This is a genomic window from Streptomyces dangxiongensis (assembly GCF_003675325.1).
GTDB classification, from domain to species: Bacteria; Actinomycetota; Actinomycetes; order Streptomycetales; family Streptomycetaceae; genus Streptomyces; species Streptomyces dangxiongensis.
This window is the reverse complement of sequence record NZ_CP033073.1, coordinates 5275213-5292073: the sequence shown is the minus strand read 5'-3', so window position 1 is coordinate 5292073 and position 16861 is coordinate 5275213. Positions and strand designations below refer to the sequence as shown.

Below are 16861 nucleotides of genomic sequence, written 5' to 3'. Positions count from 1 at the left end.
GGCCTCACGCGGGGTGCCCCGGCCGGGCGGGCCGGGCGGGGGCTCGCCGTCAGGAGGCGGAGGGCCGGTAGTCGCCGCCGAGGACCACCGAGACGTCGGCGCCGGAGGAGACGGTGCCCCGGGTCACGGAGCCGGCGGGCAGCCCGAGGGTCTTGGCGACCTCGGTGGCGTCCGCCCGGTGCGCGGCGTCGGCGTAGACCACCTTCGAGGTGACCTGGGTACCGGAGGCGCTGCCGCCCTCCAGGAACGTGAAGCCGCCGTTCAGGAGCGCGACGCGGGCCTTGTCCGTGTCGTCCTTCACTCCGGTGGCGTTCTGCACGGAGACGCGGACCGCGGAGCCCGCGCCGGGGCTCTTCGCGGTGCCGCCGAGGATGTCCTTCACCACGCTGTCGCTGGTCCGCGCGCTGAGGGTGCCGTCGGTCCGCACGGGCAGCAGGGTGGTCCGGTAGGCGCCGCTCTTGGCGAGGTCGGCCAGCCGGGCGAGGAAGGCGCCGAGGTCCTTGTCGGTGAGCGGCGGGTCCAGGATCTGGGCGAGGGTCCGCACCGTGGTGGTGGCCGCGGAGGGGTCGGAGGACATCTTGCGCAGCACGCCCTGCATGACCTGGCCGAACCGCTCCAACTGGGCGTTCTGGGACTCGCCGGCCGCGCGGTAGGTGGCGTAGGCCACGGCCGCCTTGCCGCCGAGGGTCTGCTGGTGGCCCCGGTGGACGAGCGGGGCGGTGCCCTTCTTGCCGGCGTCCGGGTCGGGCACGTCGGTGTCGGTGTCGATCTCGATGTTGCCGACGAGTTCGACGAGGTTCTGGAGGTAGGGGGTGTCCAGGCGCCAGCTCCCCTGGATGCTGGTGCCGAGGACGGTGTCGAGCTGGTCGCGGGTGCCGGAGGCGCCGTCGCCGTCGACGGACTTGGCGAGGGTCGTGGTGGAGCCGTCGTCGCCGGTCACCGCGAGGGCGTTGGGCAGCAGGACGGTGGTGCCCTGCTTGGTGGTGGTGTTGTCGACCAGCAGCGCGGTGGAGGTGCCGCCCTTGCCGGTGTTGTGCAGGTGGACGACGATCACGTCGCGTTTCTGGGCGGCGACGGGTGTGCCGCTGCCGGTCCTGTCGCCGGAGGAGGACAGGCCGGGCAGGTCTCCGGCGTACCAGAGGTAGCCGGCGCCGCCGGTCAGGACGAGGGCGAGGACGACGAGGAGGGCGATGATCCGGCCGCGGGCGCGGCGGCGGGCCTCCTCGCGGCGCTCGGTGCGGTTCTCCGTGAACTTCAGCCAGTCGATGACGTCCTCGGGGTCGCCGTCCGGGTCCTCGGGGAAGGTGAACCGGTCGGCGTCGGGGTCCCGTTCGCCGGGGGCCGGCTCGTCCTCCCGCGCGGACCGCGTGTCCTCGGCGGGACCGGCCTGCTGCGGGATGTAGGCGGTCTGCTCGGCGGCCCGGGGCTGCTGTCCGCTGCTCGCCGCCTGCCCGTAGGGGTCGTAGCCCGTGGCGGCCTGGGGGCCGGGGGCGTACGGGTCGTAGGGGTCGTGCGGGTTGTAGGGGGCCTGGGAGCCGTAGGACTCGTAGGAGCCGTAGGAGTCGTAGGAGTCGTACGCGGACGGCTGGTGGCCGGCGTCGTCGGCGGGCGCCGGCGGCTGCTGGCCGGTGGCGTGGGGATCGTGGCCGTAGCCCTGCTGCTGGGCGTACGGGTCGTAGGCCGCCTGCGGGGCCTGCTGTGCCGGGATCTGCCGGTACATGGGCCGGCCGTACTCGTCGTAGCCGACGAGTTCGTACGGGCCGGCGCCGTAGGCTGCGTCCCCCGCGTCGTATCGGTCGTTCACCGGTGCCCCTCTCGGCTCACTCGCCGCGGTACAGCTCGCGCTTGTCGATGTAGCGCACCACTCCGTCCGGCACCATGTACCAGATGGGGTCCCCCTTGGCGACCCTCCCGCGGCAGTCCGTGGAGGAGATGGCGAGCGCCGGCACCTCGACGAGCGAGACGCCGCCCTCGGGCAGGCCCGGGTTGCTCAGTTGGTGGCCGGGGCGGGTGACGCCGATGAAGTGCGCGAGGGAGAACAGCTCCTCGGAGTCGCGCCAGGTCAGCAACTGGGCGAGGGCGTCGGCGCCGGTGATGAAGAAGAGGTCGGTTTCGGGGTTGAGGGCGCGCAGGTCCCGCAGGGTGTCCACGGTGTAGGTGGGGCCGCCGCGGTCGATGTCGATGCGGCTGACGGAGAACTGGGGGTTCTCGGCGGTCGCGATGACCGTCATCAGGTAGCGGTCCTCGGCCGGTGAGACGTCGCGGTGGGACTTCTGCCACGGCTGGCCGGTGGGGACGAACACCACCTCGTCCAGCCGGAACCGCGCGGCGACCTCGCTGGCCGCCACGAGGTGCCCGTGGTGGATCGGGTCGAAGGTTCCGCCCATGACGCCCAGGCGCCGCCTGCCCGTGTGGCAGGGGCCGTTGCCCGGTCCGTGCTGGGGGTGTTTCACCGTGTCGCCGGCCGTCTCGTGCGCCGGACCGGTAGGCATGTCCTGCTCTCCCATGCGTGCAGACCCTACCGGCCCGGCCTGCGGCGTCCGGCCGGGGACGGGTCCCCGCTCAGCGGTCGCGGTTGAAGCGGGTGGTGATCCACAGCAGGAGCAGCAGGACGACCAGGGCGCCGCCACCGGTGAGCGCCGGATTGAGGCTGGGGTGGTTTCCGCCGTGCTCCTCGCCCTCGGCGGCGAGGGTGACCAACTGGGCTGCGGCGCTGTGGAAGCTCATCTTCGGCAGGACCTATCGCGTGTGGGCGGAATAAAGACGTCGGCTCATCGTAAGCGGGCGGTCCCGCGCCGATCACGCCGACTCCGCCGTTGGGACGGCCGGGCACCGGCGGCCCGCCCGCGACGGACGGCACCGGGACGGCCCGAGCGGGGCGGGGCGGGGCGGCGGGAACTTTCGCCGGTGGTCAGTCGTCCTTGCGCTTGTAGCCGCGCAGCAGGAACCAGGCGGTCAGCGCGCAGCCGAGGACCATCACCACCAGGACGACGCGGAGCAGGTTTCCCGTCCCGTGCTGCTGGACGGCGACGACGGCGGCCTCGGTCAGCCGGGCGGCTGCGGGGTGGTGCTCCATGGGCGGGACTCCTTCGGTGTACTGCCCGTCCACGGTATCTCCGCCTAGGCTGGGGGCCGCCTCGGGGGGCACCACAGTGGGCACTCACACGCACATGGGGGAAGACATGTCCGACGACGGCCACCAGCACACGGGGACCGAGCGCGTGCCCAGCAGGCAGCGCAGGCGCTTCCCGGGGATCTCCTCGCGTGCGTACGAGCATCCGGCGGACCGTTCGGCCCTGGTGGCGCTGCGCAAGCTGACCGGGTTCGACGCCGTGTTCAAGGCGCTCAGCGGACTGCTGCCGGAGCGGAGCCTGCGGCTGCTGTTCCTGTCCGACTCGGTGCGCGTCTCCGAGCGGCAGTTCGCGCACCTGCACGACATGCTGCGGGACGCCTGTTACATCCTGGACCTGGAGAAGGTCCCGCCGATGTACGTCACGCAGGACCCGCAGCCGAGCGCGATGTGCATCGGCCTGGACGAGCCGGTCATCGTGGTCTCCACGGGGCTGGTGGAGCTGCTCGACGAGGAGGAGATGCGGGCGGTCGTCGGGCACGAGGTGGGACACGCGCTGTCCGGGCACTCGGTGTACCGCACGATCCTGCTGTTCCTGACGTCCCTCGCGCTGAAGGTCGCCTGGATCCCGCTGGGCAACGTGGCGATCATGGCGATCGTCACGGCGCTGCGGGAGTGGTTCCGGAAGTCGGAACTGTCCGCGGACCGGGCCGGCCTGCTGGTGGGCCAGGACGTGCGGGCGTCGATGCGGGGTCTGATGAAGATCGCGGGCGGCAACCATCTGCACGAGATGAACGTGGACGCGTTCCTGGAACAGGCCGAGGAGTACGACTCGGGCGGCGATCTGCGGGACTCCGTGCTGAAGATCCTCAACGTGCTGCCCCGTTCGCACCCGTTCACCACCGTGCGGGCCGCCGAGCTGAAGAAGTGGGCCGAGTCCCGGGACCACCAGCGGATCATGGACGGCCGCTACCCGCGGCGCGACGAGGACGGCGACACCTCCGTCGGCGCTTCCTTCCGTGAGTCGGCGGCCAGCTACGCCGGTGACGTGAAGGACTCCAAGGATCCGCTGATGAAGCTGGTCACGGACCTCGCGGGCGGCGCGGGCGACCTGGGCGGGAGGGTCCGGCGGGGCTTCGACGGCTTCCGCAGCCCGCCGCCCTCAAAGGGGGACACCGCGGACGGGGACCGGGACGAGTAGGGCGGCTCACACCGTCGGCTGGGCGCCCGGGGACAGCGTTCCGCACAGCACCGCCGGGCGGTCCGTCCCGTAGGGGTCGGTGCCCGCCGGACCGCCGGAGCGGGCGGTCCGGCCGGCGAGGAGGGGGCGGAGGTAGGCCGTGGCGTCCTCCGCGCAGGCGAGGGGGCCCGCCTGGAGGTAGGACGCCGTTAGCTGGACCTGGTGGGTGCGCAGGTCGGTGCGGTCGAAGCGGAAGGTCAGCTCGCGGCGGACCGTGAAGAGGGAGACGGGGGCGTCGGCGGCGGAACCGGTGGGTCGCAGGGCGTAGACGAAGGTGTGGTCGGCGGTGACCTCCAGCGTCGCCGGGTCGGTCTCGGCGGCCTCCAGGCTGCCCTGGACGCGTATCCGGTCGTCGGCCAGCCGGGCCCGGGCCGGGTCGAGACGGACCACCCAGCCGGTGGGCGCGTGCCGGCCGTCCGCCGTGGGCCTGTCGAAGCTACGGTCGAACTGGTCGAGCTGGTCGGCGTCGAGCAGGGACCGGGCGGGGCTCACCTCGCGGCCGGTCAGCACCTCGGGGTAGAGGGAGGAGCGGACGAGGTAGTCCTTGGCGGTGGTGAGCGCGGCCACCACCTGGCTGTCGGAGAAGTGGGCCGTGGCCCGGGATGCGGGCAGCGGTATGCCCTCGGCGCCGGTGTCGAAGTGGGCGGCGGGGCTGCGCGCGTACATCCTCTCGGGGTCGGCGCCGCCTGGCACCCGGCCCTGCGGGGCGAGCGGGACGACCGTCATCCGCAGGGGTTCCGGGGGCCGCCGGACCTGCGAGGAGCCGGCGGAGTGGCGGACGCCCAGGTAGACCGCGGTGCCGAAGGCGACGGTGATCAGCACGACGAGGGCCAGGACCTGCCGGGTGAGCCCGCGGTGCAGGGGCGGGCGGCGGCGTACGGCGGGCGCGTGGTCGGTCACCCTCTCCTCGGCGGAGGACTCCTGGAGCCGGGCAGCCCGGACGAACGACTCGTCGAACACGACGGATCGGTATTCGTCCTCGGCGCCGGAGGGACCGCCCTCGGGTGTCCCCTCCGGGGGGTCTCCACGCCCGCCCATACCTTCAGGGTAGGTCTCGTGGGGCGCCGGTAAACGCCCTGCTACGGGACAACTTCTGACAGGTTCTCACCAGGGCGGGCGTGCTGTTCAGGGGGAGTGCGGGGCGGCCGGGACCGTCGGCCGCACGACGCCGGCGGGAACGGACGGAGCGGCGGCGCTGCCCTGGTCCCGGCCGGTCGAGGCGGGGGCGGGCACCCGGTCCCGGGTGCCCGGGGAGCCGCCCCGGTAGACGGCGGCGAAGGTCAGGGCGACCATGCCGATGCCCATCACGACGGCGAGGATCCAGGCCACCGGGCGGTGCCAGCGGACCTGCTTGCCGAAGGGGCCGTAGAGGCCGCGGTGGTCGCCCAGGACGTAGGTGCCGTCCAGTTCGCCGTCGTCCGGATCTTGGCCGGATCCGGTGCTCTCGGGGTCGTAGCCGTCATTGAGGCGTTCGCCCCGGGCGTGCGCGCGACGGGCCTCGGCCTCGGAGGCCTCGGCTCTGGCGCGGGCGGCGGCCAGGAGGCGTTCGACGGCGGACGGCTCGTGGACCGTGGCCGCCCGCACGAAGGCCTCGTCGAGTACCACGGAGGCGAACTCTTCGTCCGACACTCCGTGGTCGTGGTCGTCGTCGGGCTCCCAGCCGTCCGGGAACGGCGTGCCCCCCACGTCCTCCGGCACACATCCAGAGTAGACCTGGAGGGTCGTTCTGGGCAGACGGTACGGAATTCCGTCCGCCTGGCGGGACGCCTTTTCGGAACACGCCGCGGTGCCCCGGGCGTACGGCGTCACGGGCGGCGGTCAGCGGCGCAGGTGCCCGTCACCGGTGACGATGTACTTCGTGCTGGTCAGCTCCGGCAGGCCCATCGGGCCGCGGGCGTGCAGCTTCTGGGTGGAGATGCCGATCTCGGCACCGAAGCCGAACTGGCCGCCGTCGGTGAAGCGGGTGGAGGCGTTCACGGCGACGGTGGTGGAGTCGACCAACTGGGTGAAGCGGCGGGCGGCCTGCTGGGACGTGGTGACGATGGCCTCGGTGTGACCGGAGGTCCACAGCCGGATGTGCTCGACGGCCTTGTCGAGGGAGTCGACGACGGCGGCGGCGATGTCGTGGGACAGGTACTCGGTCTCCCAGTCCTCGGGGGTCGCCTCGACCACGGTGGCCCGGGAGTCCTTGGCATGTGCCATGACCCGCTCGTCGGCGTGGACGGTGACGCCGGCCTCGGCGAGCGCGTCCAGGGCGCGCGGCAGGAACTCGGCGGCGATGTCCTGGTGGACGAGGAGGGTCTCGGCGGCGTTGCAGACGCTGACCCGCTGGGCCTTGGAGTTGACCAGGATCTCGACGGCCGTGCCGATGTCGGCCTGGGCGTCGACGTAGACGTGGCAGTTGCCCGTGCCGGTCTCGATCACGGGGACGGTGGACTCGTTGACCACGGTCCGGATCAGGGAGGCGCCGCCGCGCGGGATGAGGACGTCGACCAGGCCCCGGGCGCGCATCAGCTCGCGCACGGAGTCGCGGCTCTCCCCCGGCACAAGCTGGACGGCGTCGGCGGGCAGCCCGGCGCCGCCGACGGCGTCGCGGATCACCCGGACGAGGGCGGTGTTGGACGCGTAGGCGGAGCCGGAACCGCGCAGCAGTACGGCGTTGCCGGACTTCAGGCAGAGGGCGGCGGCGTCGACGGTGACGTTCGGGCGGGCCTCGTAGATGATGCCGACGACGCCGAGCGGGACGCGGACCTGGCGCAGGTCGATGCCGTTGGGGAGGGTGGAGCCGCGGACGACCTCGCCGACCGGGTCGGGCAGCTTCGCGACGTCACGGACGTCGGAGGCGATGGCACGGATCCGTTCGGGGGTGAGGGTGAGCCGGTCGACGATGGCCTCGCTGGTGCCGGCCTCGCGGGCCTTGGCCACGTCCTCGGCGTTGGCATCGACGATCTCGGCGGTCCGGACCTCCAGGGCGTCGGCGATGGCGAGCAGCGCGTCGTCCTTCACGGCGCGCGGGAGCGGCGCGAGGTCGGCGGCGGCGGCCTTGGCCCGGTGGGCGGCCTGGGTGACCGGGGACATCGAGTCGTACGGCGAGAGCGTGGTCATGGGGGAAGGGTAGTGCGCGGGCCGCGGCCGTTCAGCGGCCGTCCCACAGCGCGAGACACCGCAAAAGGGGTGAACCCCTCAAGGCGCTGTGCCCGGGAGCGGTGCCCTCAAGCCTTCGTGCCCGCGCCCGGTCCGCCGCTCGGCCGTGCTGCGGCTCAGAACGGGTGCACGCCGACCGGGGTCGCCGGTGCGGGGCCGTAGCCCTCGGCGATGCGCTGGTGGTAGGTCTCGCGGTCGATGACCTCCAGGCCGACGATCTCCCAGGGAGGCAGTCCGGCGCTCTGGCGGTGCTCGCCCCACAGGCGCAGCGCCACGGCGGCGGCGTCGTGCAGGTCGCGGGCCTCCTCCCAGTACCGGATCTCCGCGTGGTCGGTCGCGTATCTGCTGGTCAGCAGGAAGGGATGGTCGTGGGCGAGCTGTTCCAGGGCCCGCCGCAGCTCGGGCAGGGGGACCTTCCTGCCGGAGACGCTGAGGGTGACGTGCCACAACCGGGGCAGCTCTGCGGGCTCCTCATAGGTGTCCCCGGCCGCGACGCTCGTCAGAGCACCGCGGGACGCCGTCCCAGGGCGCGCTCGTCTCACGACGGCCTCCTTCACGCATGCCTCGCATGCCGCGCGTCTCCGCACGGCCCGCGCGACCCCTTGCCGGAACGTGTCCCTTCAACATGTCCCCGGGACAAAGTTGAGCAGGCCTCTCGGCTCCGCGTGGGGGTTTTACGGAACGTCCCCCACCGGGGTCGGTCCGCGGTTCACCGTGCGAGCGGTCTTGCGAGCGTCAGGCGTGCAGGAGCACCAGGTCGTCCCTGTGCACGACCTCGCGTTCGTAGGCCGGGCCCAGCTCGCGCGCCAGCTCGCGGGTGGAGCGCCCGAGCAGCCGGGGGATCTCCTTGGCGTCGAAGTTGACGAGGCCCCGGGCCACCGCGCGGCCCGTCGCGTCGCGCAGTTCCACGGGGTCGCCGGCGTTGAACTCGCCCTCGACGGCGGCGATTCCGGCGGGCAGCAGGGACGTGCGCCGCCGTACGACCGCGTCCACCGCCCCGTCGTCCAGGACGAGGGCGCCCTGCGGGGTGGAGGCGTGCTGGAGCCAGAGGAGGCGGTCGGCGGAGCGTTTGCCGGTGGGGTGGAAGTAGGTGCCGGTGTCGCCGCCGGCGAGGGCCTCGGCGGCGTGGACGGCGCTGGTCAGCACCACCGGGATGCCGGCGGCGGCGGCGATCCGGGCGGCCTCGACCTTGGTGACCATGCCGCCGGTGCCGACGCCGGCCCTGCCCGCGCTGCCGATCTCGACACCGGCGAGGTCCTCCGGGCCCCTCACCTGCGCTATGCGGGAGGTGCCGGGCCTGCCGGGGTCGCCGTCGTAGACGCCGTCGATGTCGGAGAGCAGGACCAGCAGGTCGGCGCGGACGAGGTGGGCGACGAGGGCGGCGAGGCGGTCGTTGTCGCCGAAGCGGATCTCGTCGGTGGCGACGGTGTCGTTCTCGTTGACGACCGGGACGGCGCCCATCGCGAGCAGCTTGTCGAGGGTGCGGGAGGCGTTGCGGTGGTGGGCGCGGCGGCTCATGTCGTCGCTGGTGAGCAGGACCTGGCCGACGCGGACGCCGTAGCGGGCGAAGGAGGCGGTGTAGCGGGCGACGAGCAGGCCCTGGCCGACGCTGGCGGCGGCCTGCTGGCGGGCGAGGTCCTTGGGGCGGCGGCGCAGGCCCAGCGGGGCGAGGCCGGCGGCGATGGCGCCGGAGGAGACGAGGACGATCTCCTTCTCCCCGCCGCCGCGCAGCTTGGCGAGGACGTCGACGAGTGCGTCGACGCGGTCGGCGTCCAGGCCGCCCGCGGCGGTCGTCAGTGACGAGGAGCCCACCTTGACGACGATCCTGCGGGCCTCGCCCACGGCCTGCCTTGCCCTTGCCACGTGCTGTCTCCACTTCCTCGCGCGTGGCAGCAATCTACGCGAACGGGACCGCCGCGCAGGCGACGGTCCGGTGTGCGGACGGCGCGCGGCCCCCCGGCGGCCCCGGGCCCGTCAGGCCGCGGCCGTCCCGAAGCCCTTGCGCGGCAGCATCCGGCGGATCTTGCGCAGGGCGCGGCGCGGGAAGGAGTTGGCGGCGGCCTCGCGGTAGCCCTCGAAGGCGCGTGCCTCGCGGGCGTCGGCGAGGTACATCTCGTCGGGGATGCCGGCCTTCGGGGACCGGAAGTGCGGATAGACGAGGTAGAGGCGGGTGCCGCGCTTCTCCAGGACGGCGGCGGCCTGCCTCTTGGCCTTGACGAACTTGACGACGTCCAGCAGCAGATCGGCGCGCTGCATGGCGACCAGGTGCAGCCGCAGCCGTTCGTGGACCTTCAGGCGGCGGGCCACGCCGGGCGTCCAGTAGGCGTCCATCAGCGGCTTGGCCAGCTCGAACTTGTGCCGTCGCACCTCTTCGGCGTCGGTCAGGAACTTGGGGCCGAACTGCGGCAGCAGCGTGATGAGGAACGGCCGGACCATCAGGAGGTCGCGTCTGTCACCGGCCGGGACCATGTCGGCGATCAGCTTCATCAGGGCGCGCGCGGAGTCGAAGCGCAGCGCGTAACCGCCGGTCTTGGTGACGTGCTTGCCGTCGTCGCGGCCGACCAGGTAGTAGCAGGTGTAGTCGGCGAGCACGGAGACGCCGTCCGCCCGCAGGTAGGCCTCCAGCGTGAACACGGCGTCCTCGCCGGTCCACAGCGACTCGTCGAACCGCATGCCGTGCCGGTCCAGCAGGGCGCGGCGGAACAGCTTCTGCGCGCTCAGCGTGAACTTGATGTTGGAGGAGAAGACGTCGGTCCGGTCGAGCGTCTGGCCCCACATGGACTTCGGGGCGGTGCGGTTGACGCCCTCGACGCGGCCGAGGACGACGTCCGTGCCGTTCCTGTCGGCCATGGCGACCATGCGCTCCAGCGCCTCGGGGCCGAGCCGGTCGTCGGCGTCGAGGAAGAAGACGTAGCGTCCGGTCGCCTTGGCGAGGCCGACGTTGCGGGGGCCGCTGGGGCCGCCGGAGTTCTCCTGGCGGATGACGGTGACCGGTATGGGCACGCGGGCCGCGAACTCCTCCAGGCACTCCCCCGTGCCGTCCGTCGAGCCGTCGTCGACCGCGATGACCTCCATCCGTCCCGGGTCGATGGTCTGCGCCTCGACGGAGGCCAGGCACTCGACCAGGTACGGCATTGCTTCGTACGCCCCGATGATCACACTCACATCAGGCTGCGTCACGACAGTCACTCTTCCCCCTCGTCACAGAAGATTTCCCCCGTATCGCCTCAATCGCAATGTGTTAGACGGATACTTCGGGCAAGCGGTTGCCTCACGCACGGTCATGAGTGACGCACCTCGCAGGACGGTACGCGGGTGCGGTAAGAGCCGTTCGGTCCCGGTTAAGAACCGGGCAAGACGCGGGCCCCCGAGGACTGTGTCCTCGGGGGCCCGGTGATCGCGCGCGGAGAGTCAGCCCGCGGTCACGCCGTCCGTCTCCCCGGCCGACGCGGCGCGCTGGCCCGGCACCGCGTTGGTCAGCTCGGCCGCCTCGGCGGGGTCGGCGTCGGCCGCGCCGAGACGGGACTCCTGGCCGGCGTTGCGGGCCTCGGCCTTGAGGGCCAGGTCGCCGACCGCGGCGTTGAACTGGACGATCGACTTCGGCTCGTCCGGGCCGAGCAGGTACTGCTTCAGTTCCGTGCGGTCGTCCGCGAGCGGGTCGGCGGCCGGGTCGCGCACGGCGTCCAGCAGGCCGCCCAGCTCGGCCGCGCTGTTGGACAGGATGACCGCGGCGCGCACGGCCGTGTTCTGCCGCCTGAACTCCTCGGCGCCCAGTTCGCCGGAGTCGGTGACCGCGTAGGGCTTGCCGCTGGCGATGAAGTCGGAGACCACGGAGGAGATGTCCGAGACCATCGCGTCGGAGACGTTGAAGCAGTCGTACAGGCGCGGCTGGGCGCCCGTGATGACGCGGTGCTCGTACGACGGGAAGGAGCGCCAGTAGGCGGTGTTCCACTCGGCGCGCAGCCGGGCGACCTCCTCGTGCCGGTGCACGTCCACGATGCCCTCGCGGGTGGCCACGGCCTCGTCGCCCTTGGTGCCGCGGGCGGCGGCCAGCTCGGCGAGCCGGGCCTCGATGCGGGCCAGTTCGGCCTTGGCCGCGGCCATGGCGGCGGTGTCGGCGGTGAACCGGGAGTCGGCGGCGCGCTCGGCGGCGGACTTCTCGACCAGGGCGGTGATGCGCTGGTGGGCGGCCTTGGCGTCCTTGCTGACGGTGCCGGTGAACGGGTGCGGCTTGTACAGGACGCGGACCGGCGGGTCGGCCGTCACCAGCCGGGTCACGATGTTCTCACCGGCGAGCACGATCGAGGTGTTGCCGGGGTTGCCGTCCCAGCCCTCCCAGGTGGGGGCGTACAGCACGGTCGGGATGCGGTCCCCGGGCACGCCCTGCCAGGTCCGGATGGGCGCGAGCTGCGGACGGCCGACCTCGACGATGTCGTCGTCGCGGACGCCGACGTCGGCGATGGCGTAGCGGTCGCGGCCGGCGCGGCCGGCGGTCCACACCTCGTCGTACACCTTGCTGTACGGGTTGACGCTGGCCAGCTTGTCGCTGTCGCCGTGGCCGATGAAGACGTGCTTCATGGTGGGCACGCGCAGCAGGTGGATGTTCTTGCCGACGTTGGCCGCGTAGAGCGCGACGCGCACGGTGGACAGGTCCAGGTTCATCAGGTGCACCCCTCCGGGCACGCAGATGACGGGAACCGTGGTGGGCGCGAGGTTGTTCAGGATGGTGCGCTCGCGCAGGATGATCAGCGGCCGGGTGTCCAGCCGCTCCATCGTCTCCAGCCACATGTTGACCTGGTACGCGGAGTCCCGGGAGCCGGAGAAGTACAGGACGGTCTCGGGCCGGTAGGCGGCCAGCCAGTCGTCGACGGCGGCGAGGACGACGTCGGCCTTCGGCGGGGTCATACGGCCGCGCACGAACGGCACGAGCACGAGGACGTACAGGCAGCCGAGGCCGGCGGTGAGGCCGATGCCGGTGAAACCGGCGACGGCGGAGCCCGCCTCGGCGGAGACCAGGATGCCGGCGACCGCGAACAGGTCGAGGTGGAGCATCTTCTCCGCGGAGCGGTGCAGCAGGCGGCGCGGCGGGGCGTCCGGGATGCGGATGCGCGCCTTCAGGTCGATGTTGCGGGTGGCGACCGGCATCCGGCGGCGGTTGCGGATGAGGGTGACCAGCGCGCCGTGCGGGGCCTGGAGGCCGTAGAAGGCGATGAAGCAGGCGACCGCGCCGTAGAAGATCAGGTCGTCGGAGAGGGACAGCCGGGCCAGCAGCAGGACCAGCAGTAGCTGGCGGATCAGGAAGCGGATCGACAGCCCCGCCCGGACCTTGCTGAGGCGGTTGATCAGGTAGCTGCCCTTGCGGTGCAGATAGTGGTCCGCCAGGTACGTCACGGCGGCCAGGGCCGCGAAGGCGGGAACGCTCGGGACGAGCGCGGCCAGCATGAGCGCCGGGAAGCCCAGCATCACGAGGGCCGCCGCGGCCAGCTCGGCCGCGCTGCCCACCCGGGCGACGCGAATAGCGGTGGATATCACGGAGAACCTGCTCTGGGAGGGGGGAGTGCCGGTTTTGTTCTGGAATGCCGGGAGATGCCGGTGATTTGCGCGGGTACGGACACAGGCCTCTGCGAATACCCGGTGAACGGGCACCCACAGAGGCCTGAATTCCTAAAAGCTTAATTACCCTCGATTATTACACGCCGTCCTGACGGTCCAGCACCGAGGCGAGCGCCTGCTCGAAGCCGGAAGCCCGGGCGGCACCCGCGGTCGGGTCCTGCTGACGGACGTCGATGACGTGACCGGTCAGCTCCGACAGCAGCACGTCCAGGGAGGTACGGGCCACGGCCTCGGAGGACAGCAGCGAACCCGAGGGCTCCTGGCCGAAGGCCTTCGTGCGCATCGGGGTGGCGGTGCGCTCGGGGTTGACGCAGTTGACGCGGATGCCGTCGCCGGCCCACTCGTCGGACAGCGCCTGGGTGAGGTTCACCATGGCGGCCTTGGTGGAGGAGTAGAGGGAGTACTCGGCGCGGCCGCGGGTGTAGCTGCTGGAGGTGTAGAGCAGCAACTGGCCCTTGGTCTCGGACAGGTACTTGTAGGAGGAGCGCGCGATCTGCACCGGGGCCAGGTAGTTGACCTTCAGCGCCTCCTCGATGGTGGCGTTGTCGGTCTCGGCGAGCTTGCCGATGCGCAGCACGCCCGCGGTGTTGACGACGTAGTCGATCCGGCCGGTCTCGGCATAGGCCTTGGACAGCGCGTCGTCGACCTCCTCCGGGTTCTCCACGTGGGTGCCGGTGGTGGAGCGGCCGAGGGCGTAGACCTGCGCGCCGTAGGACGCGGCGAGTTCGGCGATGTCCTTGCCGATGCCGTAGGAGCCGCCGAAGATGACGACCGTCTTGCCGGTCAGCAGCTCGCGGTAGGCCTCCTCGCCGTTCTGCTCGGGCGTGGCGGTGGAGGCGAGCTGGAACAGCTTGTCGGCGATGAAGACGTCGACCGGCTGAGTGACCTTCATGTTGTACTCGTCGCCCGCGACGACGTGGATCGGCACGTCGGGCAGGTACCTGAGGACCACCGAACAGTCGTCCGTGGCCTGGAAGTTGGGGTCACCGGCGGCGACCTGGTAGGCGCGGCGGATCGTGGACAGCTTGAAGGCCTGCGGGGTCTGCCCGCGGCGCAGCCGGGAGCGGTCCGGGATCTCGGTGATGAACTCGCCGTCCTCGCCGTGGGTGCGCGTCACGATGATGGTGTCCGCGGACGGGATGGCGACGTCCACGGCCTGGTAGCGCTCCAGCGCGGCCACGCAGTCGTCGATGACGCGCTGCGAGAGCAGGGGGCGTACGGCGTCGTGGAAGAGGACGTTGCGGTCCTCGCCCTCGGCCAGGCCCTCGCCGAGGGCGCTGATCGCGCGCTCGGTGGTCTCGTTCCGGGTCGAACCGCCCTCGATGACCTTCTTCACCTTGGTGAAGCCCGCCTTGGCGACGATCTTCTCGACGTCCGGCACGTAGCCCGGGGCCATCAGCACGATGATGTCGTCGATCGAGTCGGCGTTCTCGAAGGTGGTCAGGGTGTGCTCGATGACTGCCTTGCCGGCGATCTTCAGCAGCTGCTTGGGGATCGACAGACCCACCCGCTGACCGGTGCCACCGGCCAGGATCACTGCGGTGGTACGGGGCTTGGCTATGTGCTGGGACACAGGTGACCTACCTTGGGGCGACAGGGAACCGTGAAATGGTCCCACTTCGGGTAACCGCAGTGCAAGGTGAGCGACCTCCCATGCATATGTGCGCGCCACCTGTCATTCACCTTGCACCCCCGGTGATTGGCCGCGGGCGGTGTGAACCCCGGTGAATTTGCTGTGAGTAAGTACACAGGGGAGCCGGGGAAGGCCCTCGGTGCCGCCGCGGACGCCGGTGCGCGGGTAGCCGCGCGGCGCCGTTCCACGACGCCCCACGGCGGCGGCCCGCTCCCCCGTTCCGGCCGCCCGGCGGGCGGGGGATCTTCACATCCCGGTGCGTGGAACCGCACACGGTCCGCGAAATCGGCACGGCACCAGCCGGACAAGACGGGCAATAAAGCTCTTCGGAGAAGTCCATTGCCGCGGAATTCCCGCCGCGGATTCAGTGGCATTTCGGTCACGAGGATTTCTCCGGACGGTCCGTACGGCGACGCGCCGGAGCCCGGGACACGGATGCGTCCCGGGCTCCGGCGGTCCGGTGCCGGCTCACACGAGCGTGACCCCGGGCTCGTCCGACTCCACCCGGAGCCGGGCCAGGGTGCTCGCCGTCGCCTGCGGCTTCAGCACCGTGTCGACGACCCGGACCTGGGCGTCGATGCCGTCACGGCGGATGTCGAACAGGTGGTAGCCGCGGTGGGCGTCGATGAGCTTCCAGTGCGGGTTGTCCGCCTTCAGCGGGTCCCACTGCCGGTGGAAGGCGTCCTGGTCCTGGTCGCCGCTGCTGGAGATGGAGGTGCCGACGAACTCGGCGCCGACCACGTCGGAGTCCGGGTCGGCGTAGTCCGTCCTGAGGTCGCTGATCATCGTCAGGTGCCGGTCGCCGCTGAGCACGACCGGGTTGCGGATGCCGGCGAACTCCTCCAGCAGGGCGTTGCGTTCGGCCTGGTAGCCGTCCCAGGCGTCGTAGTACCAGAGTTTGCCGTCGCCGGGCAGCAGATCGGTCTCGGCCATCATGATCTGCGAGGCGATGAGGTTCCAGCGGGCCGGGGAGTCCTGCAGCCCGTCGAGCAGCCACTGCTTCTGCTCGGCGCCGAGCATGGTCTGCGACGGCGCCTGCGCGCCCTCCTGGGTGGTGGCCTGGTCGCTGCGGAACTGCCGGGTGTCCAGGACGTTGAGCCGGGCGAGCCGGCCGAACTCCAGGCGGCGGTACATCTGGATGTGCGGGCCGTTCGGTACGGCCGTGGCGCGTACCGGCATGTGCTCGTAGTACGCCTGGAAGGCCGCGGTGAGCCGGGCCACGAACGCGTCGTGCGGCTGCTTGTCCGGGTCCTGGGGGATCTCGCCGGCCCAGTCGTTGTCCACCTCGTGGTCGTCGAAGGTGACCACCCAGGGCGCGCTGGCGTGCATCGCGGCCAGGTCGGGGTCGGTGCGGTACTGCGCGTACCGGTTGCGGTACTGCGTGAGCGTGTACGGCTCGCCCTTGCCCTCGTGCCGGCGGACGGCCGTGGCGGACGGCGCCGACTCGTAGATGTAGTCGCCGACGAAGAGCACGAAGTCGGGGTCCTGGGCGAGCATGTCGGCGTACGGCGTGAAATAGCCGTGCTGCCAGTTCTGGCAGGAGGCGAGGGCGACGCGCAGCGAGCCGCCCCGCCGGTGCGGGTGGGGTGCGGTACGGGTGCGGCCGGTGGGCGAGAGCTGGCCGCCGGCCCGGAAGCGGTACCAGTACGGGCGGTCCGGACGCAGGCCGCGGACGTCCACGTGGACGCTGTGGCCGAGTTCCGGACGGGCCTGGGCGGTGTCCCGGCGGACGGTTCTGCGGAACCGCTCGTCCTCGGCGATCTCCCACTCCACGGGGAAGACCGCGTCGGGCATGCCACCGCCGCCCAGGGGGTCGGGCGCGAGTCTGGTCCACAGCACGATGCCGTCGGGCAGCGGATCGCCGGAGCCGACGCCGAGGGTGAACACCCCGTCGGGCAGCGGGGTGCCGGCGGCGCGGGCCGTGCCGGGCAGCCATAGCTGGGCGGAGGCGGCGGCGCCGAGGACGGCGGCCCCGGCGGTCAGAAAGCGGCGGCGGTCGGGCGATGGTGCGGTCATGCGCTGACTCCCTTTGCCACAGTGGCCTCGTGGACAGGTCGGTTCGGACATGCGGAAGCTCCCACGGCCGGACGGCCCGACTGCTGAACGAAGCCCACCGCGAGCATGACAACTGGGCAGACAACAGAAGACCCGTTGCGGCACA

The 16861-nt window shown here is 71.8% G+C and carries 14 protein-coding genes; 1 reads left to right on the top strand and 13 read right to left on the bottom strand.

Annotation, left to right across the window (positions count from 1 at the left end):
- Positions 1-49: 49 nt before the first annotated feature.
- The 4 genes from D9753_RS23795 to D9753_RS23785 form a co-directional block, all read right to left on the bottom strand.
- Positions 50-1804, bottom strand: coding sequence for an LCP family protein (locus tag D9753_RS23795; protein WP_121788841.1), 1755 nt, complete (start codon positions 1802-1804; stop codon positions 50-52).
- A 16-nt stretch (positions 1805-1820) separates the two neighbouring features.
- Entirely contained in the window at positions 1821-2507 is a 687-nt protein-coding gene (nadD, locus tag D9753_RS23790) for a nicotinate-nucleotide adenylyltransferase (RefSeq protein ID WP_121788840.1), read from the bottom strand.
- A 55-nt stretch (positions 2508-2562) separates the two neighbouring features.
- On the bottom strand, positions 2563-2727 hold the full coding sequence (locus tag D9753_RS36660) for a hypothetical protein (RefSeq protein ID WP_163010769.1): 165 nt from the start codon (positions 2725-2727) through the stop codon (positions 2563-2565).
- 184 nt (positions 2728-2911) lie between these two features.
- Positions 2912-3076 (bottom strand): hypothetical protein, encoded by a 165-nt coding sequence (locus D9753_RS23785; RefSeq protein WP_121788839.1) that lies wholly within the window; start codon positions 3074-3076, stop codon positions 2912-2914.
- 106 nt (positions 3077-3182) lie between these two features.
- Here D9753_RS23785 and D9753_RS23780 point away from each other — a divergent pair, with 106 nt between their 5' ends.
- The gene (locus D9753_RS23780) at positions 3183-4271 is read left to right on the top strand and encodes a M48 family metallopeptidase (protein WP_121788838.1); all 1089 of its coding nucleotides are present in this window, start codon (positions 3183-3185) and stop codon (positions 4269-4271) included.
- 6 nt (positions 4272-4277) lie between these two features.
- Here D9753_RS23780 and D9753_RS23775 read toward each other — a convergent pair whose 3' ends face one another.
- From D9753_RS23775 to D9753_RS23735, 9 genes are all read right to left on the bottom strand, one after another.
- A complete protein-coding gene (locus D9753_RS23775) occupies positions 4278-5348 on the bottom strand; it encodes an SCO2583 family membrane protein (protein WP_121788837.1) in 1071 nt (356 codons plus the stop codon).
- Between the two features lie 87 nt (positions 5349-5435).
- Positions 5436-6008: an SCO2584 family spore wall biosynthesis protein gene (locus tag D9753_RS23770; RefSeq protein WP_121788836.1), complete on the bottom strand. Its 573-nt coding sequence runs from the start codon at positions 6006-6008 to the stop codon at positions 5436-5438.
- A 120-nt stretch (positions 6009-6128) separates the two neighbouring features.
- A complete protein-coding gene (locus tag D9753_RS23765) occupies positions 6129-7415 on the bottom strand; it encodes a glutamate-5-semialdehyde dehydrogenase (RefSeq protein WP_121788835.1) in 1287 nt (428 codons plus the stop codon).
- A 155-nt stretch (positions 7416-7570) separates the two neighbouring features.
- Positions 7571-7996, bottom strand: coding sequence for a hypothetical protein (locus tag D9753_RS23760; RefSeq protein WP_121791248.1), 426 nt, complete (start codon positions 7994-7996; stop codon positions 7571-7573).
- Between the two features lie 193 nt (positions 7997-8189).
- Positions 8190-9296, bottom strand: coding sequence for a glutamate 5-kinase (gene proB / locus D9753_RS23755; protein ID WP_121788834.1), 1107 nt, complete (start codon positions 9294-9296; stop codon positions 8190-8192).
- A gap of 132 nt (positions 9297-9428) precedes the next feature.
- Positions 9429-10589 carry a glycosyltransferase family 2 protein gene (locus D9753_RS23750; protein ID WP_240468487.1) on the bottom strand — a complete coding sequence of 387 codons (1161 nt, stop codon included), beginning with the start codon at positions 10587-10589 and terminating at the stop codon, positions 9429-9431.
- Between the two features lie 276 nt (positions 10590-10865).
- Positions 10866-12986, bottom strand: a complete 2121-nt coding sequence (locus D9753_RS23745; RefSeq protein WP_240468264.1) for a CDP-glycerol glycerophosphotransferase family protein — start codon at positions 12984-12986, stop codon at positions 10866-10868.
- Positions 12987-13143: 157 nt separating this feature from the next.
- The gene (locus D9753_RS23740) at positions 13144-14640 is read right to left on the bottom strand and encodes a bifunctional cytidylyltransferase/SDR family oxidoreductase (RefSeq protein ID WP_121788831.1); all 1497 of its coding nucleotides are present in this window, start codon (positions 14638-14640) and stop codon (positions 13144-13146) included.
- 528 nt (positions 14641-15168) lie between these two features.
- Positions 15169-16716, bottom strand: coding sequence for an alkaline phosphatase D family protein (locus D9753_RS23735; RefSeq protein ID WP_121788830.1), 1548 nt, complete (start codon positions 16714-16716; stop codon positions 15169-15171).
- Positions 16717-16861 lie beyond the last annotated feature (145 nt).